The 25,964-nt window shown below is 41.2% G+C and carries 25 protein-coding genes; 16 read left to right on the forward strand and 9 right to left on the reverse strand.

What is annotated here, in order from left to right; all coding sequences use genetic code 11:
• The first annotated feature begins 1 nt into the window (after nt 1).
• From PQG45_RS11575 to PQG45_RS11605, 7 genes are all read left to right on the forward strand, one after another.
• On the forward strand, nt 2-1,537 hold the full coding sequence (locus tag PQG45_RS11575; RefSeq protein ID WP_316070907.1) for a DUF1501 domain-containing protein: 1,536 nt from the start codon (nt 2-4) through the stop codon (nt 1,535-1,537).
• An 81-nt stretch (nt 1,538-1,618) separates the two neighbouring features.
• On the forward strand, nt 1,619-2,575 hold the full coding sequence (locus tag PQG45_RS11580) for a hypothetical protein (RefSeq protein WP_315577285.1): 957 nt from the start codon (nt 1,619-1,621) through the stop codon (nt 2,573-2,575).
• Nucleotides 2,572-3,249 carry a DUF6089 family protein gene (locus PQG45_RS11585; RefSeq protein WP_315577286.1) on the forward strand — a complete coding sequence of 226 codons (678 nt, stop codon included), beginning with the start codon at nt 2,572-2,574 and terminating at the stop codon, nt 3,247-3,249. Before PQG45_RS11580 ends, PQG45_RS11585 begins: the two co-directional genes overlap by 4 nt.
• A gap of 66 nt (nt 3,250-3,315) precedes the next feature.
• Nucleotides 3,316-4,065, forward strand: a complete 750-nt coding sequence (locus PQG45_RS11590) for an isoprenyl transferase (protein WP_315577314.1) — start codon at nt 3,316-3,318, stop codon at nt 4,063-4,065.
• A gap of 9 nt (nt 4,066-4,074) precedes the next feature.
• Nucleotides 4,075-6,735: an outer membrane protein assembly factor BamA gene (gene bamA, locus PQG45_RS11595; protein ID WP_315577287.1), complete on the forward strand. Its 2,661-nt coding sequence runs from the start codon at nt 4,075-4,077 to the stop codon at nt 6,733-6,735.
• A gap of 12 nt (nt 6,736-6,747) precedes the next feature.
• Nucleotides 6,748-7,287, forward strand: a complete 540-nt coding sequence (locus tag PQG45_RS11600; RefSeq protein WP_315577288.1) for an OmpH family outer membrane protein — start codon at nt 6,748-6,750, stop codon at nt 7,285-7,287.
• A gap of 47 nt (nt 7,288-7,334) precedes the next feature.
• Entirely contained in the window at nt 7,335-7,913 is a 579-nt protein-coding gene (locus PQG45_RS11605) for an OmpH family outer membrane protein (RefSeq protein ID WP_315577289.1), read from the forward strand.
• Nucleotides 7,914-8,125: 212 nt separating this feature from the next.
• On the opposite strand, the gene PQG45_RS11610 is transcribed toward PQG45_RS11605, so the two are convergent.
• From PQG45_RS11610 to PQG45_RS11620, 3 genes are read right to left on the reverse strand one after another with little or no spacing between them, the layout of a single operon-like run.
• Nucleotides 8,126-8,851 (reverse strand): sulfite exporter TauE/SafE family protein, encoded by a 726-nt coding sequence (locus PQG45_RS11610; RefSeq protein WP_316070908.1) that lies wholly within the window; start codon nt 8,849-8,851, stop codon nt 8,126-8,128.
• 9 nt (nt 8,852-8,860) lie between these two features.
• On the reverse strand, nt 8,861-9,445 hold the full coding sequence (locus PQG45_RS11615; RefSeq protein ID WP_315577291.1) for a lipoprotein signal peptidase: 585 nt from the start codon (nt 9,443-9,445) through the stop codon (nt 8,861-8,863).
• The gene (locus PQG45_RS11620) at nt 9,445-10,641 is read right to left on the reverse strand and encodes a proline dehydrogenase family protein (protein ID WP_315577292.1); all 1,197 of its coding nucleotides are present in this window, start codon (nt 10,639-10,641) and stop codon (nt 9,445-9,447) included. The genes PQG45_RS11615 and PQG45_RS11620 overlap by 1 nt, the downstream gene beginning before the upstream one ends.
• Nucleotides 10,642-10,753: 112 nt before the next feature.
• Here PQG45_RS11620 and PQG45_RS11625 point away from each other — a divergent pair, with 112 nt between their 5' ends.
• Nucleotides 10,754-11,848 (forward strand): chorismate mutase, encoded by a 1,095-nt coding sequence (locus PQG45_RS11625; protein ID WP_315577293.1) that lies wholly within the window; start codon nt 10,754-10,756, stop codon nt 11,846-11,848.
• A 199-nt stretch (nt 11,849-12,047) separates the two neighbouring features.
• On the opposite strand, the gene PQG45_RS11630 is transcribed toward PQG45_RS11625, so the two are convergent.
• Complete coding sequence (locus PQG45_RS11630) at nt 12,048-12,998, reverse strand: DMT family transporter (protein WP_315577294.1); 951 nt, start codon at nt 12,996-12,998, stop codon at nt 12,048-12,050.
• Nucleotides 12,999-13,014: 16 nt separating this feature from the next.
• Here PQG45_RS11630 and PQG45_RS11635 point away from each other — a divergent pair, with 16 nt between their 5' ends.
• Genes PQG45_RS11635 through gatC form a run of 4 tightly spaced genes read left to right on the forward strand, consistent with a single transcriptional unit; the run spans nt 13,015 to nt 15,354 of the window.
• Nucleotides 13,015-13,389, forward strand: a complete 375-nt coding sequence (locus PQG45_RS11635; RefSeq protein WP_316070909.1) for a Rid family detoxifying hydrolase — start codon at nt 13,015-13,017, stop codon at nt 13,387-13,389.
• Between the two features lie 3 nt (nt 13,390-13,392).
• The gene (gltX, locus tag PQG45_RS11640) at nt 13,393-14,898 is read left to right on the forward strand and encodes a glutamate--tRNA ligase (protein ID WP_316070910.1); all 1,506 of its coding nucleotides are present in this window, start codon (nt 13,393-13,395) and stop codon (nt 14,896-14,898) included.
• Nucleotides 14,898-15,080 carry a hypothetical protein gene (locus tag PQG45_RS11645; protein ID WP_315577297.1) on the forward strand — a complete coding sequence of 61 codons (183 nt, stop codon included), beginning with the start codon at nt 14,898-14,900 and terminating at the stop codon, nt 15,078-15,080. Before gltX ends, PQG45_RS11645 begins: the two co-directional genes overlap by 1 nt.
• On the forward strand, nt 15,067-15,354 hold the full coding sequence (gene gatC, locus PQG45_RS11650; protein ID WP_315577298.1) for an Asp-tRNA(Asn)/Glu-tRNA(Gln) amidotransferase subunit GatC: 288 nt from the start codon (nt 15,067-15,069) through the stop codon (nt 15,352-15,354). The genes PQG45_RS11645 and gatC overlap by 14 nt, the downstream gene beginning before the upstream one ends.
• Here gatC and aroB read toward each other — a convergent pair whose 3' ends face one another.
• Nucleotides 15,355-16,383 carry a 3-dehydroquinate synthase gene (gene aroB / locus PQG45_RS11655; RefSeq protein ID WP_316070911.1) on the reverse strand — a complete coding sequence of 343 codons (1,029 nt, stop codon included), beginning with the start codon at nt 16,381-16,383 and terminating at the stop codon, nt 15,355-15,357.
• Nucleotides 16,384-16,525: 142 nt separating this feature from the next.
• Between aroB and PQG45_RS11660 the strand changes: the two genes are divergently transcribed.
• Nucleotides 16,526-17,509: a pyruvate dehydrogenase complex E1 component subunit beta gene (locus PQG45_RS11660; protein WP_315577300.1), complete on the forward strand. Its 984-nt coding sequence runs from the start codon at nt 16,526-16,528 to the stop codon at nt 17,507-17,509.
• Between the two features lie 651 nt (nt 17,510-18,160).
• On the opposite strand, the gene PQG45_RS11665 is transcribed toward PQG45_RS11660, so the two are convergent.
• Nucleotides 18,161-19,639, reverse strand: coding sequence for a Do family serine endopeptidase (locus tag PQG45_RS11665; RefSeq protein ID WP_316070912.1), 1,479 nt, complete (start codon nt 19,637-19,639; stop codon nt 18,161-18,163).
• Between the two features lie 161 nt (nt 19,640-19,800).
• On the opposite strand from PQG45_RS11665, the gene lysS reads away from it, so the two are divergent.
• Complete coding sequence (gene lysS / locus PQG45_RS11670) at nt 19,801-21,513, forward strand: lysine--tRNA ligase (protein ID WP_315577315.1); 1,713 nt, start codon at nt 19,801-19,803, stop codon at nt 21,511-21,513.
• A gap of 124 nt (nt 21,514-21,637) precedes the next feature.
• On the opposite strand, the gene PQG45_RS11675 is transcribed toward lysS, so the two are convergent.
• On the reverse strand, nt 21,638-21,832 hold the full coding sequence (locus PQG45_RS11675; protein ID WP_130895221.1) for a cold-shock protein: 195 nt from the start codon (nt 21,830-21,832) through the stop codon (nt 21,638-21,640).
• Nucleotides 21,833-22,143: 311 nt separating this feature from the next.
• Here PQG45_RS11675 and PQG45_RS11680 point away from each other — a divergent pair, with 311 nt between their 5' ends.
• Nucleotides 22,144-22,365 carry a PspC domain-containing protein gene (locus tag PQG45_RS11680; protein ID WP_315577302.1) on the forward strand — a complete coding sequence of 74 codons (222 nt, stop codon included), beginning with the start codon at nt 22,144-22,146 and terminating at the stop codon, nt 22,363-22,365.
• On the opposite strand, the gene PQG45_RS11685 is transcribed toward PQG45_RS11680, so the two are convergent.
• Nucleotides 22,362-23,366 (reverse strand): glycosyltransferase family 2 protein, encoded by a 1,005-nt coding sequence (locus PQG45_RS11685; RefSeq protein WP_315577303.1) that lies wholly within the window; start codon nt 23,364-23,366, stop codon nt 22,362-22,364. The genes PQG45_RS11680 and PQG45_RS11685 overlap by 4 nt on opposite strands.
• A 91-nt stretch (nt 23,367-23,457) precedes the next feature.
• On the opposite strand from PQG45_RS11685, the gene PQG45_RS11690 reads away from it, so the two are divergent.
• Nucleotides 23,458-25,167 carry an amino acid permease gene (locus PQG45_RS11690; protein WP_315577316.1) on the forward strand — a complete coding sequence of 570 codons (1,710 nt, stop codon included), beginning with the start codon at nt 23,458-23,460 and terminating at the stop codon, nt 25,165-25,167.
• A 115-nt stretch (nt 25,168-25,282) separates the two neighbouring features.
• Here PQG45_RS11690 and PQG45_RS11695 read toward each other — a convergent pair whose 3' ends face one another.
• Entirely contained in the window at nt 25,283-25,963 is a 681-nt protein-coding gene (locus PQG45_RS11695; protein WP_315577304.1) for a zinc metallopeptidase, read from the reverse strand.
• Between the last annotated feature and the right edge of the window lies 1 nt (nt 25,964).

The raw sequence follows: 25,964 nt of genomic DNA on the forward strand, positions 1-25,964 counted from the left end.
CATGAAGAAGCAAATGAATCGGAAAGCATTTTTACAGCAAATGGCCATCTTATCAGGTGGTGTAGGGATCGGTTTAGGGACTGTGACAGGAAAAGCCTTTGGTCAAATACCAGCTGCATATGCCGGTAATGCAGAAGCAGGAAAAGTACTTGTTATTATACAGTTGGGTGGTGGAAATGATGGCTTAAACACCGTTATTCCGGCAGAAGATGATTTATACCATGCGGCGCGTCCGAATATTTCGATCAAAAAAGATGCGGCATTAAAACTCGATCAGGGGATGTATTTGCATCCATCAGCGGTGGGTTTAAAGAAATTGTACGACGAAGGTCAAGTTAGTATTGCTCAAAACATTGGTTATCCGAATCCCAATCGTTCGCATTTCCGTGCAACCGATATTTGGAACACCGGGTCGGATGCTGGCACCCTTTGGGATGAAGGCTGGGCAGGTCGTTATTTAAAGACGCGTTACCCTGAGTTTCCGATCGCATTAGCCAAACATCCGATGGCCATTCAATTGGGTTCCGTCGAATCGCTTTTGTTTCAATCAGATCAAGGAGGATTTAGTACCGTTTTTGAAGACCCTAATTTATTTTATCAATTAGTCAGTGGCACCCCCGCTGATACCGATATTCCACCGGCGACTTTGGCTGGGGACGAGCTCGGGTTCTTGAAACAGATCGCTGCGGCTTCCGTTCAATACGCGGGCGTTATTCGGGATGGGGCAACGAAGGGGAAGAATTCGCTTTCCTATCCGACGTCAAATTTAGGTCGGCAATTCAGCATCGTTTCAAAATTAATTTCAGGTGGTTTAGAGACCCCTGTTTATTTATTGAACATCGGTGGTTTTGATACGCATGCCAATCAATTGACGCAGCATGCCAACTTGTGGAAGACAATATCGGAAGCCGTGAAAACCTTTCAGGTGGACATGGATAATCAAAATTTATCGGACCGAATCAATATCATGACCTTTTCGGAATTCGGTCGGCGTGTTAATCAAAACGGTACAGCCGGTACCGATCATGGTACGGCCGCTCCGATGTTCTTTATCGGCAAAACGGTGCGCGGAGGCTTGATCGGAGCAAATCCTAATTTGAAGGCATTAGATAACAATGGCGACTTGAAGTTTAATTATGACTATCGCCAAGTTTACAGCACGGTTTTACGGGATCATTTGGGATTGGATAATGTACGCACGCAGCAAATCTTTAATTCAACCTTTGAGCGTTTGCCTATTTATAAAAATTCGCCAGATGCACTTCCTGAAGCGGTTTCAATCGAATTAACTTCGCCTTGGCCAAATCCAGCGACAGATAACACGTTGTTGCAATTTGGCATATTTGAGGAGGCGTATATCAACCTTGCGCTATTTGATTTGCAAGGTCGCCAACTGAAACTCATCGACTCAGGCTTGCGTAAAGTAGGGTCTTATTCGGTTCGTTTTGATGTGAATGGATACGCTTCGGGTCATTATTTGATCAGTTTAAGTACAAATCGGGGTGGTCGAGTGACGCGTCAATTGGTGATTCAATAGATAAATTGTTATCTTCGAAACTTGAATTTCGCACAACAATCAATTCAGTAATTCGTTGTTGCTAAAACGCTAGGTATATCTATGTTTCGAATAATCGTAATGGTCTTGTTATTGGTTGGTTTGAATCGCGTTGATTCAAATGCCCAAATGTGGTTCTTAGGTCAAAAAGGCAGGAAGAAATCACCTTTCCCTGTATTTAAAAAACATACCTCTGTATCTTTTGGAGCGGGTTCCTCACATTACATCGGTGACTTAGTGCCTGTGGCAGGCTTATTTTCGGTTGCGGCACAAACGACTCGATGGAACGTGGGCGTTAATTTTACGCGGCATTTATCGCCAAATTTCAGTGCTAATCTGGGCTTGAATTACATTCGCATTGCGGGAGATGATAGTTATTTTTCTCCGGTAGGTGATTGGGATGCCAATTTTTTGCGAAATCTTCATTTTCGAAATGATATCAAAGAATTATCGCTTGTGGGGATGTATGAAATCGGAGGTAATCCGGAAAATAACTTGAAGCGCAATGCTGTTTCGCCCTATGTTTATTTAGGAGTGACGGGCTTTTTACATTCCCCCGATGCACGCAAGCAGGCGGGTGTTGATGGATCTGGTAATCCCGTTCAGAGTCCTTGGTTATCGGAGAGCAATGCAAGTTTATTAGATTATAAAAATGAAGGTGTTGATTATTCGCTCATGGGTATTTCCATTCCCTTTGGCGTTGGGTTTCGCTATAAGATTACGAGCAGTATGGATGTGGGTTTCGATTTTGGTTACCGCATTGCCTTGACAGATTATTTGGATGATGTGACGGATATTCGAAGCTCCGTGGTTCCTTTATCTATTGCTGGAAGTATGCTTTATACAGACCGTTCCGGCGAGCCATTTGCTGCGAATACCTTGGTGAATCGAATTCCTGTTCCCTCGACCGTATCGGCACCTAAAATTTCAACGGGTCCTGACCAGTATTTCACGACGCAAATTCGGTTAATCTACCATTTGCGAAATAAAATTGATTGTCCACCATTGCCCATTCAATGAGTAAGTTAGTCACCTTATTTTTAGCTGTTTTTCTGAGCTTTTCCTTGCATGCGCAACGCTGGAGTATGTCGGCAGGTGCTGGGGCAAGTATGTACAAAGGGGATTTGTCCGACTGGCATTTGATTCCTCATTTATCTCAGTTGAAAACACTTAATACGGCGGTCAACTTTCAGTTGCGTTATCAGCCAGATCAAGCGATTGCTTACCGGGCGAAATTAACTTTTTCGGGTTTAGATGGTGATGGAGCTAATTATTTGCTTCCCAGTAGTTCGTTTTCGGAAAATAAATTTTCGAGTCCCTTGATTGAACTTTCGGGATTGGTCGATTATAATTTTAAGGATTACCAGGCTAACCGTAATCTTCGAAATTGGACACCCTTCATTTATGGAGGATTGGGTTTTTTATTTGTAAGTCCTGAGGGAGTCATCGATACACCTAAGACCTATTTTACGTGGGCGATCCCTTTTGGAGTAGGCATAAAGGCACAATTGAATAACCGAGTGGGCTTGCAATGGGAATTTGGCATGAGTAAGTCTTTGTCAAATATCTTGGATGGGCAAGCAGCCTGGGGAGAGCAGCCCAAGATTTTTACGCTGAATAAAACGGACCAATATTTGCAAAGTTCGGTATCGATAACCTATTCGTTAATTTCAGTTTATTGCCCTCGGGATTAATGTTTTGAATAAGGGGAGGGATTAGCTATCTTTGCCTCTTGTATTTATTAAGTTGTGAGTCAAGAAATAAAAGATTCTATTGATGTAAACAATCTGCCGGCACACATTGCCGTTATCATGGATGGTAATGGTCGATGGGCGAAACAGCAGGGGTTTAAAGACCGTATATTCGGTCACCGACACGCTATTGCGGCTGTTCGAGAGACGATAGAAGGCTGTGGAGAACTGGGTGTAAAGTATTTGACTTTATATGCCTTTTCTACGGAAAACTGGAATAGACCCCCAGCAGAGGTGAAGGCTTTGATGAGTTTATTGGTGAGTTCCATCCACGATGAATTGCCGGGCATGATGAAGAATCAAATACGCCTCAAGGCAATCGGAGATTTGGAATCGCTACCGAAAGGTTCACAGAAAGAATTAGCTTCAGCGATGGAGCAAACGGCTGATAATAAGGGACTTACTATGGTTCTTGCATTATCTTATTCCGGAAAGTGGGATTTGACGCAAGCGACAAAAAAGATTGCGGAAAAGGTTGCTTCCGGCGAAATAGATGCTTCTCAAGTAGATGCAAATATGATTAATGCGCATTTGTCAACGGCAGGAATGCCGGATCCCGACTTGATGATTCGCACTGGAGGGGATCACCGAATTAGTAATTTTATGCTGTGGCAATTGGCCTATGCAGAGTTGTATATTTTTGAAGAGTTGTTTTGGCCAGATTTTAGAAAAGTCAATTTGCATCAAGCGATTGTGGATTTTCAGATGCGTGAGCGTCGATTTGGTAAAACGAGTGAACAAGTTAAACGTGAGGGTTAAACCCTAGAAATGAAAAAAGACATTTGCATGAATTTTCGTAAAGAATCAAAGGGGTATCGTTTAGGGCAACTATTTATCGTGGTCTTGGTTCTTTTCATTACACAAGCTGCTCAAGCACAGGTTTTGGGTGGCCGTCGGTTTGCACCTACTAATTCTGCTTCAACGAGTTTTTCTTGGGCTGATCCCAAGGAATATGAAATTGCAGGTATCGAGGTAACGGGTTCTCAATTCTACGATGGTGCGTCCATGATTAATATATCGGGCTTGCAAGCAGGTGATAAAATTAAGGTTCCAGGTGATGCGGTTGCAACGGCGATTCGTAAAATCATGGACCAAGGGATTTTGGAAGAGGTTGAAATTTATGCTTCTAAGGTGGAAGGAGATAAGATTTGGCTTCAAATTGAGCTAAAAGAACGTCCACGCTTATTTGCGATTAATTATGTTGGTATTCGTAAAGGCGAGCAAGAGAGCTTAAGTGAAAAGGTGAAAGCCTACAAAGGAAAAATCATTACTGAAACGCTGAAGAAGAATTTGGAATTAGCGATTCGTAAGTATTATCAAGAAAAAGGTCGTTTAAATGTAACAACCAAATCAACAATTCGTGTTGATACCTTGCGAGGAAATAATGCAACATTAATTGTTAATGTTGCCAAAGGGGAGAAGGTTAAAGTACACAAAATTATCTTGGATGGAATTGATGCCAAATCACGTGGATTAATCTTACGTAAAATTAAAAATACGAAGCAGGTACGTTTAGGGCGTATTTTTAAGCCATCGAAATTTGTTCCTAAAAAATGGGATGAGGATAAGACGAAGTTGCTTGAGGCGATGAATAAATTGGGCTTTCGTGATTTCCAAATCAAGTCTGATTCAATTAGTAAGGTCGATCAAAAATCGGTGGACCTCTACATCAAACTAGTTCAAGGGAAAAAGTATTATTACCGGAACATCAGTTTCGAGGGAAATTATATTTACCCAGATTCGGTATTGAACATGGTATTAGGCATCAAAAAAGGGGATGTATACAATACGGAAGAATTAGACAAGAAATTGCAAGGAAATCCGGGGGATGACTTGAGCTCTGTCTACATGGATAATGGGTATTTGTATTACAATGCTGAGCCTGTTGAGTCAGCCATCGAAGGGGATTCGATTGATTTGTCGATTCGTATTTCTGAAGGGAAACAAGCTACGATTAACAAAGTTATTTTGAATGGTAACACGAAGACTTCGGATCATGTCGTTATGCGTGAGATACGTACGTTACCTGGTCAGAAGTTTAACAAGTCGGCCATCATACGTACCGTGCGCGAATTGTCTACGATTGGTTATTTTAACCCGGAAAAAATTACGCCTAATCCTCAGCCACGTCCCGATGGAACAGTTGATATTGAATACAATGTCGAAGAAAAGCCATCGGATCAAATTGAGCTGTCAGGCGGTTGGGGCGGCTACATTGGTTTTGTAGGAACCTTGGGTGTAGTCTTTAATAACTTCTCTGCTAAAAACTTGACAAATTTGTCGGCATGGCGTCCACTACCTGCAGGAGATGGGCAAAAATTATCTGTTCGTTTTCAAGCCAATGGTGCCGCGTATCAAAACTATAGTTTAACATTCACAGAACCTTGGTTAGGTGGTAAGAAGCCTAATTCATTCTCCATCTCCCTGAATCGAAGTGTTTCGTATCCATATCAATTTAGAACAACCGGCTATGGCGGTGGTTACGGTGGTGGTTATGGCGGCGGATTGGGTGGCGGCTTAGGCGGCTACGGTGGCTATGGAGGTTATGGGGGATATGGTGGATATGGAGCGAGTGCTTATTCTGTTCCCGATTCGTTATTGGATGCCCATTTTAATGTTAACTCTGTCTCATTCAGTTTAGGAAAAAGATTAAAATGGCCGGATGATTATTTCTCATTAAGTAATTCCCTGTCTTTTGCACAATATGATGTAGATCGTTATTATACGTGGGCATATCCGCAAGGAAAGTCAACATCGATTACCTTGATGACGAATTTCTCACGCAATAGCATTGATAATCCAACCTTCCCACGGATGGGTTCGAGTTTCTCATTGAATGCCTCGATAACACCTCCATATTCATTGATGGGAGGAAATAAAGATGGAAGTTTAATCGAATACCATAAGTGGATGTTTGATGCTAGTTGGTTTACGCCATTACTAGGAAAGCTTATCCTTCACACACGTGCGCATTTAGGATTCTTGGGATCTTACGGCGGTGCCCCTACGACGCGTTTCGAGCGTTTTGATTTAGGTGGATCTGGGATGGTTCAAGGATTCTCGTTCAATCGTGATATTGTTGGCTTACGTGGATATAAAGATCGTGTCATTGGACCATCAGGTTCATATGGAAATGGTGGGGTTGCTTACAATAAATTTGTGATGGAAGCACGTTATCCAGTTTCATTGAATCCATCTGCGACAATTTTTGTGTTAGGTTTTGCTGAAGGAGGAAACAACTTTGCATCGATGGCCGACTATTCGCCATTTAATTTGTATAAATCAGCTGGATTTGGAGCGCGTATCTTTATGCCGGCGTTCGGTATGATTGGAATTGATTATGGATTTGCGTTTGATAAGCCTCGTCCGGGTGATTCGGATTTTGGCCGACAAGCATTTACATTCTCGATTGGGCAGCAAATTCGCTAGGAAGTATTAACAATGAAAAAGTCAATTTTTTTCTTAATTTTGGGAATCCTGTGCATGGGACAACGGACCTACGCACAGAAATTTGGCTACATTGATACGGAATTTATTACGTCTAAAATGCCTGAATTTCAAAAAGTTCAAGCTGCTTTAGATGTGAAAACAAAAGCGTGGTTAAAAGAAGTGTCGGATAAGCAAGCAGCAGTTGCGCTCATGGAAAAGGAATTCCATTTAGAAGAATTGCTATTGACGGATGAATTACGTCAGCAACGAATCGCTGCAATCAAGTCGAAAGACCAAGATGCGAAGGCTTTTCAAGAAAAGGTTTTTGGAGAGGAGGGAGAGTTGTTCAAAGCGAAACAGAATGCGATGAAGCCCATTTTGGATGAAATATCCAAGGCATTAGAACGTGTTGTTCGACAAAAGCGTTTGGATTTTGTCTTTGACAAGGCAAATGATGGTTTAGCGTTAATTTACACGAACCCCATTCATGATTATTCGGACTACGTGTTAGAGGAATTAGGCTTGGAATTAGATCCGAATTTGAAGAAGTAATTAGAGTGATTAAGCATACAAAACAAAAACAACTAGATTAATTTTTTATGAAAAACAAACTATTCTTAGCTATGAGCCTTGTGTTCGGAATGGCTATTTTACCAGCGAAAGCACAAGTAAAAATTGGATTTATTAATGCAGATTACATCTTAAGCCAAATGCCTGAAGCTAAGCAAGTGGAAGAAGATTTGAAAAATACGCAAAAGCAATATGAGACGCTTTATCAAGGAAAAGTAAAAGATTTTCAAGATAAATTAGCTGTATTTGAGAAATTGAATGCTGATCCTAAGACAGCTGATATCATCAAGCAAGACAAGGAAAAGGAATTGCAAAATTTGCAAACTTCGATTCAAGAATTTCAGCAAAATTCACAAACTTCTTTACAAAAGAAACAAGCTCAATTGTTACAACCTTTGTTGAAGAAAGTTGAAGAAAACATGCACGCAGTAGCAGCTGAGAATGCTTATACGTATGTATTCAATTACGATGCAGGTATGGGAACAGCTCCAATTTTATTGCACTACCCTACAGATGCAAACATGTCTGATTTGGTATTGAAGAAAATGGGCATTACGCCTAAGCCAGCTACACCAGCAGCGGCACCAGCAGCTCCAGCGAAGAAGTAAGTTAGCTGATTATTTTGAAGAAAGCCTCGATGAAAATCGGGGCTTTTTTGATTGTGCTTGGTCGGTTGCTTTAAAATGGACTTTCGGATTTTATTTCTAGCACCAGAATTTAGTCTGGGGGTCCCTAGGCTATAGCCTAGGGTTAAATTAGATTTTAATATAGCTTACCTCTTAATTCTTACCTCTTAATTCTTAACTCTTACTTCTTAATTCTACCAAAAATACTTACCCCCTTGTATCAAAGACGTCAAAAGAATCACCCCTAAAACAATATATTGAAATGTCTTCTCAGGAATATAATTCAAAATTATTTTACCTGCATAAGAGCCAGCAATGGAAATAATGATGAGGAATGGGATTAATATGACGTGTTCTCGTTGGAAATACCCACTGGCGATGTAAACACCTGCCCGACTCACATCTACGCCCATATCGATGATTGCTGATGTTGCTATGAAGGCATCTTTCTCCAAATTAAATGCCGCCAAGGTAATGCCACGAATAGCGCCCCCCGTACCGATTAAACCAGCAAAGAAGCCTGACAGCGTCCCACCTAGATATAAATTCGTGTTTGATTCTTTGATTCGTTTGTGATGCCCCGACATCATGTACAAAGCAATTGAAAAGATGATGAAATTCATCCCGAGTTCGATTTCTTTTTGTGGGATGTAATTTGTTAGCCATGCGCCTAAGGTGACGAAAAGAACGGCAGGAATGCCCAGTTTTAGCGCAATCTGTTTATCAATACCTTTTTGAAATAAATAGATCTTCGACAAATTGCTGAAAACATGAAAAACGGCTGTTATCCCAAGTACAACCTTGAAATCTAATACGATCGAAGCAAGGGGTACAAATAGGATAGAGGAACCAAATCCACTGATGGTTCCAACGATTTCTGCGAAGAGGGCTAATAGAAAGAAGATGAAATATTGCCCCATAATTACAATTTATTCGTTTTCCTGCTTAAAAAGATAGTTTTGAAAGAACAAGATCGTCACAACGCCGCAAAATATCGCCGCATCAGCAAAATTAAATATGGGTGTGGAATAATACGTGCCTCCCCAAATTGGAATCCAAGTGGGTAAGATGCCTTCCCAAAAATCGATGAAAAACATATCAATTACCTGTCCATGAAACCATTGCATGGGTGCATCCAGTGGCGCATTATTTAAAAAGACACCATAAAACACGGAATCAATTAAATTGCCGATAGCACCTCCTAAAATCAATGCGGTACAAACCAACAATAAAGGTTTAGATTGATTTACCGTCAACTTATAAAGGAAATAACCTATCCCAAACATGGCCAAAATGCGAAAACTCGTCAAAATCAATTTGCCATAGTCGGATCCCAATTGAATTCCGAATGCCATTCCTGGGTTGAGGGTATAATGTAATTTGACATAAGGACTGATAAGTTCAATCTGGCCATAATAGCCCGGATCCATGAAATGATGCACGGCCATTTTTATTCCTTGGTCCAACAGTATAATCAATAAACTAAGAAGGAAATAGCGGTAATTAGATTTCATTATGCGTTTTTTCTGCGTTTTACTTCGTTAAGTAACAAGGTGAATTCACGGGATGTTTGACCGGCAATGGAGCTGTTTTCCTCTGCCCGACGGAATAAATAAGGCATTACAGATTCCACAGGACCATAAGGGACATATTTGGCTACATTATAACCAGCTGAAGCAAGGTTGTAGCTAATATTATCTGACATGCCCAATAGTTGAGCAAAATAGATGTTAGGATGATTGTGTGGGATATGCTGTTTGGCCATTTCTTCAAGCAGCAATTTACAGCTGTATTCGTTATGGGTGCCGATACAAAAATGTACACGTTCGATATTAGTTAGGCAAGCTAACATACCGGTATTGAAATCTTGGTCGGTATGTTCTTTGTCTTTATGCAAGGGCTCAGAATACTCATCCTCGTGCGCACGCTGGCGTTCTTTCTCTAAATATGCCCCACGAACCAATTTGACTCCTAGGAAATAAGATTTGTCCTTCGCAGCTTTAATCGCATTTGTTAGATTTTCCAACATATCTACACGGTACATCTGGAAAGTATTGAATATGATAGCGGTCTCGTGATTGAAACGTTCCATCATTTCATACGTCAAAGTGTCGATTGTTCCTTGTAGCCAACTCTCTTCCGCATCAATAAATAGGCGAACCTTAAGGTCGTAGGCTAGTTGGCATATTTCAATCAGTATTTCTTTGCTATGTTGAAAAGTCTCTTCATTATCTTCTGTCAATCCTGATTCCGTTTGAAATTCTTCCAAAAGGTCTGCTTGAAAGATTCCCGTCATTTTAAAAACAGCGAATGGAATTGCTTGATTCTCATGCGCTTTTTGTATCGTTTTTAATATTTCGTGTTTGGTGATTTGAAAGGATTTTTCATTTTCTTCCCCCTCAACTGAGTAGTCTAGGATCGTTCCAATCTTTCCTTGTTGCAGTTGGTCTATCGTCTGTTTGCATTCTTGGATCGTTTCTCCACCGCAGAATTGTTCAAAAATCGTAGATTTTATGAGTTTTTTGATGGGAAAATGAAGGAAAAGAAACAATTTGATAAAAAAAGTCCCTAACTTTACAAGCCAATTTTGGTTCATTAAGGCAAATATCCAATAGGCCTTTTTGAGTTTAAAGTTGGACTTTGAAGCAAAGGCAATTTGGGTGTCTTCGAACGATAATTGAGGTAAGGTTGAAGCGTTGGTTTTGTTCATTGATTTTGAAATAGCTTGCAAATATAAGAGAATTAATAATCCGTTTAAGCGGTGAAGTATAAAATAAAATAAACAAAATGTTTGGGGCGTTAGCCTTGTAAATCCGAAAATTATGAATGCCAATTTAGACATTGTACCAATGCAAGAGTGGATTCAGACTGGTGGAAAGCCGTTGATTATTGCGGGTCCATGTTCAGCTGAAACTGAGGAACAAGTATTAGAAACTGCCCGTCGTATCAAGGCGGAAGGTTATGCACACATTATGCGTGCAGGAGTTTGGAAACCTCGTACACGTCCAGGTAGCTTTGAAGGTATGGGTGAACCTGCTTTGAAGTGGTTGGTTGAGGCAAAAAAAGAAACTGGTTTGCCATTGGCAATCGAAGTCGCTACGCCTGAGCATGTTGAGTTGGCTTTAAAATATGGTGTTGATGTGTTATGGATCGGTGCACGTACAACCGTGAATCCATTTAACGTACAAGATTTGGCAGATGCCTTGAAAGGGGTAGATGTTCCTGTGTTAGTGAAAAATCCGGTTAATCCAGATTTAGCATTATGGGTTGGAGCATTCGAGCGTTTACAAGGTGCTGGAATTAAGAAATTAGGAGCAATTCACCGTGGTTTCTCTAATGCACAAGAGACGAAATACCGTAACTCACCGATGTGGGCAATGGCGGTTGAGTTGAAGCGTTTATTCCCTCAAATGCCACTTATTGGTGATCCATCACACATGGCTGGAAAGCGTGCTTTATTGATGGAATTGTCTCAACGTATTTTAGATTTGAATTACGATGGTATGATCATCGAAACGCACCGTGATCCAGATGCAGCATGGTCGGATGCTTCTCAACAAGTAACTCCTGAGAAATTAGGTGAAATGTTGCGTGAGTTAGAAGTTCGTAATGCAAATTACGGATCTGACTTCTCTGATGAATTAGCGGGTCTACGCGAGAAGATTGACAACATTGATCGTGAATTGATGGAAGTATTAGCTGCTCGTATGGCTGTTGTTGAGAAATTAGGTGAGTACAAGCGTGATAACAACGTAGCTGTGTTGCAGTTGGATCGTTGGAAGCAATTGCACAACGACCGCGCAAACCAGGCAAAAGGCTTAGGCTTATATCCTGAATTCGTTGAAGAAATGTTCAAATTAGTTCACTTGGAATCTATCCGTAAACAAACGGAAGTGATGAATAATGCTACGGCATAATTCGAACTAACAATATTTTATTGATGAACCCTGAGAGAAATCTTGGGGTTCTTTTTTTTGAAATGAGTGAAGAATTAAGAGTGAAGAAGTAAGAGTTTAGGACTGAAATGTAGCGAGTATTTGTAAAATCATAATTTTAAATCTATCACGCTAATCATCCGACTTCTTAATTCTTCACTCTTAACTCTTCCCTCTTACCTCATTTCCTACTCACCTGATAACTCCCCCAAACCACCAAACTCATCCCCAAGCATACAAGTAACGAAGGAAGTCCATTTCCAAGGGCAATTTCAATCGCAATGGAGAAAACCACCGCACTATTTCCTACAGCACCCACAATGCTTGTTTTTTCATTCAATAATGCCTGTGTCGTAAAGTACTGAACGCCTAGGGCCAATAAGCCCATGACCAATGCTTTTAGCCATTCGAAGGGCGTTGGCATCACCCAATGTCCCGTGAAAAAGCTATTGGGCATCTCGCCAAATGTACCTAAGCACAAGGAAATGGTTGAAGCGATTAAGCCTGCTCCCATGAAGGAAACGACAACCCAACGTGAATCATAATATTTCTGCGCTTCCTTAATTGCCAAATATCCGAGCGCGGTTCCCATAGCATAAATAATTCCGGTCGCATGATTGAACCATTGTCCGGTCGCTTCGGGTTGGAAAATGAGTAGAATTCCCAAAAAACCGACAAGCAAAAATAAAACCTGTTTGGCGGATAAGCGCTCATTCGGAATCAAGAAAAAACTAAAAATGGCGATGAATAATGGGAATGCCTGCCCGTAGGTGTTCGTTAAGGATAGTCCCAAATGTTCCAAGGTGTAGAATAGGCAATACAACGTAAACGCCCCCAATAAACCCCGAAGAATGATGAAGTAGAGCTTCCCGCCTTTTTGGATAGCTGGCCGACGAACCAAACTTGTTAACAGGAAGGGTAGGCCGACAGCACTTCGGAAAAAAACTAATTCCACCGAGCCGAAACGATCACTCATGGATTTGGCAAGTGCCGACATTAACGCAAAACACAAAGAGGAGATGAGCATGTAGCCGATGCCCTTATTTTGGTACCAAACCCTGTGTACTTTTTTTTGCATGAAAATCGATCCGTTTCCTAATTCGAGATTCGAGCAAATTTTGGTAACTTGCATCTCTTATTTCAAAGATATGACAAAAAAAATAATTTTTTCTCCTGACGCACCAGCTGCCATTGGTCCTTACTCGCAAGCGGTCGAAGTGAACGGCATGGTTTTCGTTTCTGGTCAAATCGCTTTGAGCGTTTTTGAATCCGGAGCGAGCATTGAAGAGGAAATGGATCAAGTCATGAAGAATATGGGACACATCTTAAAAGCGGCAGGTTGCACGTATACGGATGTTGTCAAATGTTCCATCTTTGTGAAAGACATGGATAATTTTGCTAAGATTAACCAAGTCTATGGGGCTCATTTCCCCGAAAATCCGCCCGCGCGGGAAACGGTCGAAGTTGCGAGACTTCCCAAAGATGTGCGTGTGGAAATTGCTTGTATTGCCTATAAATCATAATATATGTCTGCTTCTGTTCGAGTACGTTTTGCCCCAAGTCCAACCGGTCCATTGCATATTGGTGGCGTAAGAACGGCTTTATATAATTACCTGTTCGCGCGCAAAATGGGCGGAACTTTTATCCTTCGCATTGAAGATACCGATCAAACGCGTTTCGTGCCTGGAGCAGAACAATATATACTAGATAGTTTAGCCTGGTTAGGAATCAGCCCAGACGAGGGAGTGGGTGCCTCAGGACCTCATGCACCTTACCGACAAAGCGAGCGTAAGGACCTATATTTAGCTTATGCGGATCAATTGATCCAAGAAGAAAAGGCATATTATGCCTTTGATACAGCCGAGGAATTGGATGCCATGCGTACGATGTTTGAAAGCAAGGGTTCCGCCTTCCAATACAATGCATTGACACGTGTGAAATTGCGTAATTCATTAGCTTTACCTGCGGCAGAGGTTCAAGCCTTATTGGATGCGAATACGCCTTATGTTATTCGCCTTAAGGTTCCTGCCAAAGGAGAAGTACGTTTCCAAGATTCTGTACGTGATTGGGTTCATGTCCATACGTCAAGCATAGACGATAAAGTCTTGATGAAATCAGACGGAATGCCTACCTATCATTTGGCGAATGTCGTAGATGATCACATCATGGAGATTACTCATGTGATTCGTGGAGAAGAATGGTTGCCTTCAGCACCTTTACATATTTTATTGTACCAAGCTTTTGGTTGGACAGCCCCTCAATTTGCACATTTACCCTTATTGTTAAAACCCGAAGGAAATGGTAAATTATCCAAACGCGACGCGGACTTAGGTGGTTTTCCGGTATTCCCTATGGAATGGACGGATCCTCAATCGGGGTCAATCTCCAAAGGTTTTAAGCAAGAAGGCTATTTGCCTGATGCAACGTTGAATTTCTTAGCCTTTTTAGGTTGGAATCCAGGTACTGAACAAGAATTATTCAGTTTGACAGAATTAGTAGATGCCTTTTCTTTAGAACGCATCAACAAAGCAGGAGCAAAATTTGATGTCAATAAAGCCAAATGGTTTAATGAGCAGTATTTAAAACAACAAGCTCCGGAGGTATTGGCGAAGGAATATTTGGGACATTTGCCTGCCGAAGAAGCTTTGGCATTCGTATCTTTATTTTTAGATCGGATTACTTTTCCGCAAGAACTAGCAACATTGGTTGATTCATTTGTTGAGAAACCGGCTACTTACGATGAGGCAGTCATACAAAATAAATGGAATGCGGAAGCGGAAAAGGGTTTACATATATTAGCTGAAGCATTACCAGCGGTGGCCGTTTGGCAAGCAGATGATATCAAGCATGCGATTCATGAATCGTTGGAAGCTGCAGGTATCAAAATGGGTAAGGTGATGCAAATATTGCGCGTGGCCTTAAGTGGCAATGGAGCAGGTCCAGATTTGATGATTTCGATGCAATTGTGGGGAAAAGATCAGGTAATTGAACGATTAGCAGCAGCTTTGAAAAATTTTCCTAGCAACAATTAATGAAAGCAAAACCGAAAGCCAAAGCGCCAAAAGTACATCCTGATTTAGCAGGATTTGAAATGAACATTGATTCATTTGGCCAAATTACGGCGAATTTAGATCGCGATGCGTTGAATGCATTTTTAGATAAAGAAATGCCCGAGGACAAAAAACTTAAATCGAAGAAAGATGAAAGTAAGTAAAGAGGATGTCGTTAAAATTGCACATTTGGCTCGCCTGGATTTGAAAGAATCAAAAGTTGGCGAGATGCAAGATTCAATCAATAAAGTTTTGGATTGGATGGAAGCATTGAATGTTGTCGATACGCAAAATGTCGCTCCATTAGCTCATATGACTTTTGCTTTGAATCATTTCAGAGAAGATAAGGCTATCTCAAAGCTTACGCGTGAAAAGGCATTAGCTTTAGGTCCAGATACCAACGAGCAATATTTCAAAGTTCCGCAAGTAATCGAGTAATTATCCGATGTAATACTCCAAGGCTTTTTTCATCTCGGCCTTGGATACAGGGATGTCATATCCACAATCACCAATGCCCGTTAACAACGAAAAGCGTATTTCGGATCCTTTGTTTTTCTTGTCTTGCGCAGTTAATTGAATAATCGCAGGGATTTCTTCTGCCTTGATTTGAATACGACCATATGTCGCAAAAAGCATCGCTTCGATGGCTTCTAATTCTTCTGCCTCTATAAGATTTCGTTGATAAGCTAAATAGGCTTCCGTAATCATACCCACAGCGATAGCTTCTCCATGCAATACGGCACGTTTGCCTAGGCCCAATAAATAGGTTTCAACGGCATGGCCAAGTGTATGTCCAAAATTCAAGATTTTGCGTAATCCTTTCTCTTTCGGGTCTTCTGCAACAACAGCTTTTTTGATTTCCACGGAATGCGCAATTAGATCAGCCAAATCGACTTGGTCAAAATCCAACGAAGCAATGGTATCCCATTTTGCTGCATCTCGAATTAAACAATGCTTGATGATCTCGGCAAATCCGGATCTTTTTTGGCGATCGGGCAGGGTTTGAATAAATGTAGGGTCAATCAAAACCGTCTTGGGTAATTGAAATACGCCGATGTGATTTTTTAGGCCATGAAAATCAATGCCTAATTTTCCTCCCACGGATGCATCAACTTGTGCCAATAAGGTCGTGGGAATTTGAATAAAATCAATGCCGCGCTTGTACGTCGAGGCACAAAATCCTCCCATGTCACCAATCACACCACCGCCAAGGTTAATAATCAAGCCATGGCGGTCCATGTTGGCCTGTGTCATCGCCTGCCAAATTTTCTCACAGGTTGCGAGTGTTTTTTGCTCTTCACCTGATTTAATGACGATTTTTGTAAAAGTTTTGGGAAGCAAGGATTGAATGAGGGGCAAACAATGTTTTTGTGTCTTTTCGTCCACAATAACTGCGATGTGTGAATAATCGTGTTGGCTTAAAAAGCTCGATAAAGTAGCAGAAATTGCGCCGATTTGAACTGACATAGTTGATTTTATTCAATGGAAATTCAAAAATACGACGATTTTACTAAAATAGACCGATTGTAACCTGAATTTTGGTTTTGTTGTGTGCTTTTTCTTGCCTAATTTTGTCGCTGCTTGGGAATGCCCAAAACAAAGAAATCATATGAGAGAAATTCAATTTAGAGAAGCCTTACGTGAGGCTATGCAAGAGGAAATGCGTCGTGATGATACAGTCTTCTTAATGGGAGAAGAAGTTGCGGAATATAATGGTGCTTATAAGGTATCACAAGGTATGTTGGACGAATTTGGTCCAGAGCGCGTGATTGATACACCCATCGCTGAATTAGGTTTCGGTGGTATCGGTGTGGGTGCTGCAGCAAATGGCCTACGTCCGATTATTGAGTTCATGACATTCAACTTCTCTTTGGTGGCTATTGATCAAATCATCAACTCAGCGTCTAAGTTGATGTCGATGTCAGGAGGTCAATATTCTTGTCCCATCGTTTTCCGTGGACCTACGGGTAATGCGGGGCAATTATCCTCACAGCACTCGTCCAATTTCGAAAATTGGTTTGCGAATACTCCTGGACTTAAAGTGGTTGTTCCTGCAACGCCTGCGGATGCGAAAGGCTTAATGAAGGCTTCGATTCGTGATAATGACCCTGTTATTTTCATGGAATCGGAATTGATGTATGGAGATAAGGGTTTAGTTCCGGATGGTGAATATTTGATTCCGATTGGTAAAGCAAATGTTGTGAAAGCGGGTACGGATGTGACGATTGTTACTTTTGGTAAAATGTTGTCACGTGTGGTGTTGCCAGCGGTAGAAGAATTAGCGAAACAAGGAATCAATGCTGAGGTGATTGATTTGCGTACGGTTCGTCCGATAGATTATATTACCGTAGTAGAGTCGGTAAAGAAAACAAATCGTTGTGTCGTTGTTGAGGAAGCAAATCCTTTATCAGCTATATCATCTGAGATTGCATATCATTTACAACGTTGGGCATTTGATTATTTAGATGCTCCCGTGATTCGTGTGAATTCACGCGACTTGCCATTGCCATATGCTCCAACGTTAATTGAGGAGATTTTACCAAATGTCGCTCGTACGATTGATGCGGCTAAAACGGTGATGTATCGAAAGTAGTCATTCAGTCGCTAGTCACTAGTCGCTAGTCTGATAAATAAGTTAGTATTTATAAGCCCTGCTTGGTATTCCAAGTGGGGCTTTTTTTAATAGTCGCTAGTCATCAGTCGTCAGTCGCTAGTCATCAGAATATACTTTTAAATATTATAGCCCCACCTGGAATTCCAAGTAGGGCTTTATATTTTTATTAGCATTAACGCCTGACATCTAATGATGAACGACTGAGGACTAGCGACTGCCGACGTACCACTATAAAAAAAGCCCCACCTGTATTTCCAAGTAGGGCTTTGTTTTGGCTAGTCACTAGTTGCTATTCGTCAGTCGCTAGTCGGATAAATCAGTTTGATTACTACTGCCCTACGTCGAATTTCAAGTAGGACTTTGTTTTGACTAGTGACTGTCGACTTACCACCATAAAAAAGCCCCTCTTGGAAAACCAAGCGAGGCTTTATATTTTTAGTAGTGTTAACGCCCGACGTCTAATGATGAGCGACTGAGGACTAGCGACTGCCGACTAGTGACTAGCGACTAGCGACTGAGGACTAGCGACTGCCGACTAGTGACTAGTGACTAGCGACTGCCGACTAGCGACTGAAGACTAGCGACTGCCGACTAGCGACTAGTGACTAGCGACTGCTGACTAGCGACTGTTTACAGTACATAAATGAATCTCGACCCATCCACATCGATGCCTTCTAGTTTCGTACGGCCTTTTCGTGCTTCGAGCAATTCAGCAGCTTCTTTTGGATTATTTACTGCCTTGTCATTAATCTTCGTAATGATGGATCCTTTAGATAATCCATACATCTCTAAGCGGCCGTCCGGTAATACTTCGGTTACCTTTACGCCTGCGTTGACATTGAATTTCTCCTTATCTGAGCTGCTCAATGCGCCAAACTTAGCACCTAAGAATTCCGATTTATAAGATTCACCTGTTTCGCCTTTTAGAATAGCCGTGTTGCCATCTTTGTTTTTCAACGTAACTGTGAATTCCTTGTTTTGACCATCACGGTTAACCGTAACATTCAAGGTTTCACCTGGACGCTTGCGGCCCACGATTTCCATCAACTTCGCTGATGTTTTTGTTTCAATCCCATCAATTTTGGTAATAACGTCATTGATTTTGATACCTGCTGTTTTCGCGGCAGAATTCTCTGAGAATCCGCCAACATATACTCCGGTAGTGACTTTTAAGTCTTTTTCATCAGCCAATTTTGAATTAACTTCCATGATACTCACGCCCAAGAAACCGCGCTGAACATTGCCATACTTGATCAAATCCGCTGATACTTTTTTGACAATACTTACAGGTACTGCAAATGAATAACCAGCAAATTGCCCCGTGCGTGAATATATGGCTGTATTGATACCGATTAATTCTCCTTTGAGGTTTACAAGTGCACCTCCCGAGTTACCTGGATTTACGGCAGCATCTGTTTGAATAAATGATTCCAATGGATTGGCTGCCTTGTCATCATCACGATCGATGATGTTTTGACGACCTTTGGCTGAAACAATACCTGCTGTTACCGTTGATTCTAGATTAAACGGATTCCCTACAGCTAATACCCATTCGCCTACTTTTAATGCATCTGAATCACCAAAGGTTAAGAACGGAAGATCGTTTGCCTTAATTTGAATTACCGCTAAATCGGAGGAAGGGTCTGTCGAAATAACCTTCGCTTTAAATTCGCGTTTGTCATTTAACATCACGGAAATTTCGGTTGCTTCTGCAACTACGTGATTGTTTGTGACGATATATCCGTCAGCACTGATGATCACACCCGATCCTGATGCTTCGGCTTGTTGGGGAGCTTGTCGGCGTCCGCCACCACCTCCAAATGGATCGCCAAATCCGCCAAATAAGTCATCAAATGGACTTGAAAATTGGCGCTGTCTTTGCTCCATCTTGGTTTTGATGTGCACAACGGCTGGAGTTGTTTTCTCTGCCGCGTAGGTAAATTCACCCGGACTTCCTGCCGCGACTACATTGGAAACGTTGCTTGTGAAAGCGGATGGAGAATCACTAAAACTCGATTGATTCCCTAAATTTAGTAATTGATATGCCCCCAAAGTTACTCCACTGGATAAAAGGGCGATGACTACGTAGGATTTTAATTGATTTTTCATTTCCATCTTTCGATTTGTAAAAGGGTTAGTATTTGAATTACGAATTTAAGCGAAAAATCGTATTAACAGTCAAACGTAAAATCGAATTAACAAGTTTTAAGAATTTTATTTGCCAAGAGAAATGGCTATTTTTGTGGCTTCATTTTAGCCCTTATATTCTGATGATTTTAAGTGAACAAGAACAGCTGCGTAGACAAAAGCGACAAGAGTTAATGGCCATGGGGATCGATCCCTATCCGGCTGCTGAATATCCTGTGAACGTACATTCGGCTGAGATACTAGCCAACTACGTTCCGGAAAAAGCAAATTATCAGGAAGTTGTTCTTGCGGGTCGCTTGATGGGTTTCCGTATCATGGGAAACGCTTCTTTTGCGGAATTGCAAGATGCGGAAGGGCGAATTCAATTGTATTTCCGTCGGGACGATTTATGTCCTGGAGAAGATAAAACCTTATACAATACAGTATTTAAGAAATTATTGGATATCGGTGACATCATTGGTATCAAAGGATATGCCTTTACGACACAAGTTGGGGAGATTTCGGTGCATGTGCGTGAATTCACCTTGTTATCGAAGGCCTTGCGACCTTTGCCTGTTGTGAAAGAGGCGGAGGGGCAAACTTATGATGCATTTTCTGATCCTGAGATGCGTTATCGCCAGCGTTATGTTGATTTAATCGTGAATCCACAGGTTAAGGATATTTTTATCAAGCGCGCCAAAATTGTTTCGACCATGCGTTCAATGTTCGATGCACGCGGTTGGTTAGAGGTTGAAACTCCCGTTTTGCAAGCCGTTCATGGTGGTGCAGCAGCCCGACCGTTCAATACACACCACAATACCCTGGATATGCCACTCTATTTGCGTATTGCGAATGAGTTGTATTTAAAGCGATTAATCGTAGGTGGTTTTGATGGCGTTTACGAATTCGGAAAAATGTTCCGCAATGAAGGAATGGACCGGACGCATAATCCGGAGTTTACATCCTTGGAATTTTACGTTGCCTATAAAGATTACCACTGGATGATGGATTTGACAGAAACCATCTTCCAAACCGTTGCTCAAACGTTACATGGCCAAACCAAACTAAAAGTAGGTGACAATGAAATTGAATTTGCAGGTCCTTACCCGCGCTTGACGATTTCAGGAGCCATCCAACAGTACGCGGGCGTTGATGTAGATGCTATGTCGGAAGACGAATTGCGTAAGCATTGCCAAGGATTAGGCATGGATGTTGATACACAAATGGGTAAAGGGAAATTGATTGATGAGCTCTTCGGGGAAACGGTTGAGGCGAATTTGATTCAACCGACTTTCATTACGGATTATCCGGTTGAGATGTCGCCTTTAACCAAAAAACATCGTTCGAAAGAAGGGCTTGTTGAGCGCTTTGAGTTATTTGTTAACGGGAAAGAAATTGCGAATGCATATTCCGAGTTAAATGATCCAATCGATCAAAAAGAGCGTTTTGAAGATCAATTGCGTTTGGCCGAGAAAGGAGATGACGAAGCCATGGCGATGGATTACGATTTCTTACGTTCACTGGAATATGCGATGCCGCCTACTTCAGGGATTGGAATTGGAATCGATCGCTTAACGATGTTGATGACGAATCAAGTTTCCATTCAAGAAGTATTGTTCTTCCCGCAGATGCGCCCGGAAGTCATCAAGGAGGTTTCCTCAGATAGTGAATTTGCCAGCGTAGGAGTTCCAGAAATATGGATCCCTGCCCTGCAAAAAATGGGTATTTTAACTCTGGCTCAATTAAAGGAAGCTAATCCGAACAAAGTATTCAATGATTTAGGCGGTATGCGTAAAAAATTGAAGATCGATGCGGCGATGCCCACGAAAGATGAGGTGGTTGCCTGGATTGCTTAATTGCTGTATAATAAAAAAGCCTTCCGAAGAAGGCTTTTTTATTTCTCTTTAACTAGAGATCAATGGGGCAATACTATATATTGAAATCTACTGATTTGCTCTAATCAAATTAAACGTGCGAAAATTAGATTTTCTTTACGTTGATTGCGTTTGCTCCGCGCTTTCCATCAGTTACCTCGTAAGATACTGAATCGTTTTCGCGAATTGTAACACCTGAAAGGCCAGTTACGTGTACGAAAATGTCTTCGCCTGTTTGATCATCAACGATGAATCCAAATCCTTTAGTCTCGTTGAAAAATTTTACTTTACCAGTTTGCATAAAAATAATGTTAAAAAATTAATACCTAAATCGATTGTTCCGCGCAAGAAGACTATGAAAACTTTAGAATCAAAACTATAAATAGTGGGAGATACTAGAGAAGGGAAGTCTGAACTATGGCTGAATTAAATCTTTTAAGTGCTCAAATGTAGAAAAAATAAAATTGTATGCAAGCATTTTACAATTAATTATCAGTTAATTGAAAATATATTTACATTTTTCTTCTATTTTATTGCATTTTATTTATTTATCTTGAATTTTTCTTTAAGTGAAGAAAAAAATCTAATTTTGTGTGACCTAAATGATTCGTGATGTACCGATTGAAATACTTTGTTGAAAATCAAGCCTTTGGGGTTTGCGCGCGCTTAGGAGATAAGTTTAAAATATCGACAAGTAGCATTCGCTTATATTTTATATATACATCTTTCTTGACAATGGGTTCTCCCATTATCATTTATCTTTTCCTGGCTTTTTGGATGAATATTCGACGTTATTTACGCCAACGAAATAATCCTTCTGTTTGGGATATTTAAATGCCTAAATCAGCATATCGTTTGATTTTTCGAACGAAGTAGTCCCAAACAATGCTTCCAGCATAACTAGTGACAATTTTCTTATCTAATGCTGGGGCAAGATTTTGCTTGTTATTTTCCAGAAATACATAGCCATAGAAGTCGCGATGCGCTTTTAATATAGCTACAATCTGTTTTAATTCTCCTTTTGCTAAAAACTGAACCCCCGCTAATCCATCAAGTAACATGCGGCTAAATAGAATTCCGGTGCGTTTTTGTACAGGCAGGTTCTTATATAATAAGATTAAGTTATTGCGAAAGTTTAGGTAGGTCTTCTTAGGGTTGCCTTGCGCTAAGGTTCCGCCTCCCACATGCAGTACCTCGCTCGTCGCAACAGCCGCTACTTCGTATCCCGCACGCTGCATGCGCCAGCACAAATCTATTTCCTCCATGTGTGCGAAGAAATAGGCATCTAGTCCCCCAACTTCCCAATAAACATGGGAACGTACCATTAAACAAGCTCCTGTCGCCCAGTTGACGATTGCACTTTCAAATTGATTCGTTTGGGTTTCAATGGAATCAAAAATCCGTCCTCGGCAAAATGCATATCCATAACGATCCCAATACCCTCCAGCCGCTCCAGCATATTCAAATTTAGTGGGCTCTTGGTAAGATAGAATAAATGGTTGTGCAGCAGCAACTTGGGGATTTGCTTTAAAATAGGTCATTAAATTGCTGAGCCAATGTTCTTTGGGTTCGATGTCTGAGTTCATGAGAACATAATACTCCGCATGGATTTGTTTTAATGCATGATTATATCCCCCCGCATAGCCTAAATTTTCGGTTGAAAGAATGAGCTTGACCTGGGGAAACTGTGCTGTAATTAAAGCGATAGAGTCATCTGTGGATCCATTGTCTGCCACATAGATATCTCCTTCGGGACTCGTGGAGATGACTTTTGGAAGAAATTTCGATAGAAATGCACTTCCATTATAATTTAATATGACGATGGCTACTGACATGTCAGCAAAGGTAAGGCTTTTCGTTTAATTAGAATTTCTTTCAGAAAGATGTATTTTTGTTCTTCGGTATAAAAATCAACAAGCTAATATGATGTGGTCTTCCTTTTTTCGCAAGAAGTCAATAGATAAAATTATTTCAGACCAACTGGAGATTGAAAAGTTAGAAGGTGGCCAAATGCATCGCAATTTGGGCGTTCGTGATTTGACATTCATGGGAGTTGCTGCCATCATCGGTGCCAGTATATTTTCAGCGATCGGGCAGGCCTCCGCAAATGGTGGTCCTGCCGTTTCGATGCTGTTTGTTTTCACAGCAATGGCCTGCATGTTTACCGCGTTTTGTTATGCGCGTTTTGCGGCAACCGTGCCTATCAGCGGAAGTGCCTATACCTATGCTTATACGAGTTTAGGCGAAATTGTAGCCTGGATTCTTGGTTGGAACTTGCTTTTGGAATATGCGATTTCCAATGTTGCCGTTGCGATTTCTTGGTCAAAATATTTTGTTGATTTGATGGAGGGCCTTGGCGTTCATGTTCCAGAATTTTTAACGATGGATTATTTGTCGGCCAAACGAGCTTTTAACGAGGCTTCTCCTTTATTGCAATCGGGTCAAACTTTAGAATCCTTGCATGTTAATCTTCGGGAAGGGTATTTGGCTTATCAGTCTGCACCTACGTTTTTAGGTTGGCATTTTGTTGCCAATTTACCTGCGCTTTTGATCACCGTAGCGATAACTTATTTGGTTTATATTGGGATTAAAGAATCAAAGAATACCAATAATATTCTCGTTATTTTGAAATTATTGGTGATTGCAATTGTTATTGGAGTCGGTGCATTTTATGTGCAAGTAGAGAACTGGACACCCTTCGCACCGAATGGTATTTCGGGTGTTTTAAAAAGTGTTGCCGCGGTATGTTTTGCATACATTGGTTTTGATTCTATATCTACGACCGCTGAGGAATGTAAAAATCCACAGCGTGATATTCCTAAGGCCATGATGTGGGCACTGATTATTTGTACGGTGCTTTATGTGCTAGTAACGCTTGTATTGACGGGAATTGTGCCATCTCAACAATTAACTGGAATTGAAGATCCTTTAGCTTTCATGTTTATGAAAGTGAATTTGCCTGGTGTTGCTGGCGTGGTAGCCGCAAGTGCTGTGATCGCACTGACAAGTGCTTTGTTGGTCTATCAATTAGGCCAGCCGCGTATTTGGATGACCATGTCACGTGATGGTTTGTTGCCAAAGGCATTTTCACGCATTCATCCCAAATACCGTACGCCATCCTTCTCGACCATTATGACGGGAGTTTTGGTGGGGGTTCCGGCTTTGTTCGCCAACTTAGAAGAGGTGATTAACTTGTCAAGTATTGGAACCTTGTTTGCATTTGTTTTAGTGTGTGCGGGGGTGTTGATTTTGGATTTGGATCCTGAGAATCAAAAGAAATCGAAGTTTAAGATTCCTTATTTAAATGCGTCCATCTGGGTGGGGGTAGCATGGATTGTTGCCTTGTATTTATCCTTGCCGGATTCAGCTTCTTGGACAACTTGGTTGGGAAGTTACCTAGATGGGGATGCAAAAGCGGATCATTGGATCATGACAGGTTTCTTTGTTATTTGGTTAGTACTTGCGTTTTTTAGTTACACGCACCGCTTATCATTGATTCCCGTTTTGGGATTACTCGTGAATCTATACCTAATGACTCAAATGGGGGCGACCAACTGGGAGCGATTTGCTTATTGGTGTTTAGCAGGTGTTATGATTTATTTTGGATATAGTTATCGGAAGAGTAAGTTAAACTAGGTAAGAGTTAAGAATTAAGAGTGAAGAGGTACATTTGGGTATAAAAAGAAAGCCTACGAAATTTCGCAGGCCATCCTTAACTCTTAACTCTTAACTCTTCGTTCTTCACTCATATTTAATCATCACTTCTTCTGCCACCCATCAAATTCAGATAATAGAGCAATTGCGCGAGCATTCCTAATGCCGCAACGACATAGGTCATCGCAGCCCACCAAAGTGCATCTTTCGATAATTCATATTCAGCGGGTGTGACAATGTTATTTGTCTTAATCCAAGCTAAAGCACGATTAGATGCATCAAATTCTACGGGAAGTGTTACGAAACTAAATAGCGTTGCAAGCGCAAATAAAGCCACTCCAATCGCTAATACAGTCGAATTTCCTGTTGAATACAATAACATCATTCCTCCCATTAACAATAAGGGCATAAATCCATTCGCAATGTTTAGCATCGGCACCATAGCACTGCGAAATTGCAAAAAGCTATAAGCCTTCGCATGTTGAACCGCATGGCCACATTCGTGGGCAGAAACCGCTGCTGCTGCTGCATTTCTTCCGTAGTAAACATCATGACTTAAATTGACGGTCTTGTCTGCAGGATTGTAGTGATCTGTTAATTGTCCTTCTACTGAGATGACACGTACGTCATGTATGCCGTGGTCGGCTAACATGCGTTCCGCGATTTCCTGGCCGGACAAATTACTTTGCAAAGCCGTTTCTGAATACGTTTTGAATTTTGATTTTAAACGCCAAGAAATAAGCATTCCCAGCACTCCAAAAATAATAGCGATTAACATG

It is taken from the genome of Aquirufa regiilacus (genome assembly GCF_032470275.1).
In the GTDB taxonomy this organism is placed as follows: domain Bacteria; phylum Bacteroidota; class Bacteroidia; order Cytophagales; family Spirosomataceae; genus Aquirufa; species Aquirufa regiilacus.

Bases quoted from the DNA above. Each gene is read 5' to 3' on its own strand.
- bamA (WP_315577287.1), top strand. From the start codon at position 4,075: ATGAAAAAAGACATTTGCATGAATTTTCGTAAAGAATCAAAGGGGTAT.
- aroB (WP_316070911.1), bottom strand. From the start codon at position 16,383: ATGTCAGTTCAAATCGGCGCAATTTCTGCTACTTTATCGAGCTTTTTA.
- PQG45_RS11665 (WP_316070912.1), bottom strand. From the start codon at position 19,639: ATGAAAAATCAATTAAAATCCTACGTAGTCATCGCCCTTTTATCCAGT.
- gltX (WP_316070910.1), top strand. From the start codon at position 13,393: ATGTCTGCTTCTGTTCGAGTACGTTTTGCCCCAAGTCCAACCGGTCCA.
- PQG45_RS11580 (WP_315577285.1), top strand. From the start codon at position 1,619: ATGTTTCGAATAATCGTAATGGTCTTGTTATTGGTTGGTTTGAATCGC.
- PQG45_RS11675 (WP_130895221.1), bottom strand. From the start codon at position 21,832: ATGCAAACTGGTAAAGTAAAATTTTTCAACGAGACTAAAGGATTTGGA.
- PQG45_RS11695 (WP_315577304.1), bottom strand. From the start codon at position 25,963: ATGTTAATCGCTATTATTTTTGGAGTGCTGGGAATGCTTATTTCTTGG.
- PQG45_RS11610 (WP_316070908.1), bottom strand. From the start codon at position 8,851: ATGGGGCAATATTTCATCTTCTTTCTATTAGCCCTCTTCGCAGAAATC.
- PQG45_RS11600 (WP_315577288.1), top strand. From the start codon at position 6,748: ATGAAAAAGTCAATTTTTTTCTTAATTTTGGGAATCCTGTGCATGGGA.
- PQG45_RS11620 (WP_315577292.1), bottom strand. From the start codon at position 10,641: ATGAACAAAACCAACGCTTCAACCTTACCTCAATTATCGTTCGAAGAC.
- PQG45_RS11575 (WP_316070907.1), top strand. From the start codon at position 2: ATGAAGAAGCAAATGAATCGGAAAGCATTTTTACAGCAAATGGCCATC.
- PQG45_RS11630 (WP_315577294.1), bottom strand. From the start codon at position 12,998: ATGCAAGTTACCAAAATTTGCTCGAATCTCGAATTAGGAAACGGATCG.
- PQG45_RS11680 (WP_315577302.1), top strand. From the start codon at position 22,144: ATGTACCGATTGAAATACTTTGTTGAAAATCAAGCCTTTGGGGTTTGC.
- PQG45_RS11615 (WP_315577291.1), bottom strand. From the start codon at position 9,445: ATGAAATCTAATTACCGCTATTTCCTTCTTAGTTTATTGATTATACTG.
- PQG45_RS11690 (WP_315577316.1), top strand. From the start codon at position 23,458: ATGTGGTCTTCCTTTTTTCGCAAGAAGTCAATAGATAAAATTATTTCA.
- PQG45_RS11645 (WP_315577297.1), top strand. From the start codon at position 14,898: ATGAAAGCAAAACCGAAAGCCAAAGCGCCAAAAGTACATCCTGATTTA.
- PQG45_RS11585 (WP_315577286.1), top strand. From the start codon at position 2,572: ATGAGTAAGTTAGTCACCTTATTTTTAGCTGTTTTTCTGAGCTTTTCC.
- PQG45_RS11605 (WP_315577289.1), top strand. From the start codon at position 7,335: ATGAAAAACAAACTATTCTTAGCTATGAGCCTTGTGTTCGGAATGGCT.
- PQG45_RS11685 (WP_315577303.1), bottom strand. From the start codon at position 23,366: ATGTCAGTAGCCATCGTCATATTAAATTATAATGGAAGTGCATTTCTA.
- lysS (WP_315577315.1), top strand. From the start codon at position 19,801: ATGATTTTAAGTGAACAAGAACAGCTGCGTAGACAAAAGCGACAAGAG.
- PQG45_RS11625 (WP_315577293.1), top strand. From the start codon at position 10,754: ATGAATGCCAATTTAGACATTGTACCAATGCAAGAGTGGATTCAGACT.
- PQG45_RS11635 (WP_316070909.1), top strand. From the start codon at position 13,015: ATGACAAAAAAAATAATTTTTTCTCCTGACGCACCAGCTGCCATTGGT.
- PQG45_RS11660 (WP_315577300.1), top strand. From the start codon at position 16,526: ATGAGAGAAATTCAATTTAGAGAAGCCTTACGTGAGGCTATGCAAGAG.
- gatC (WP_315577298.1), top strand. From the start codon at position 15,067: ATGAAAGTAAGTAAAGAGGATGTCGTTAAAATTGCACATTTGGCTCGC.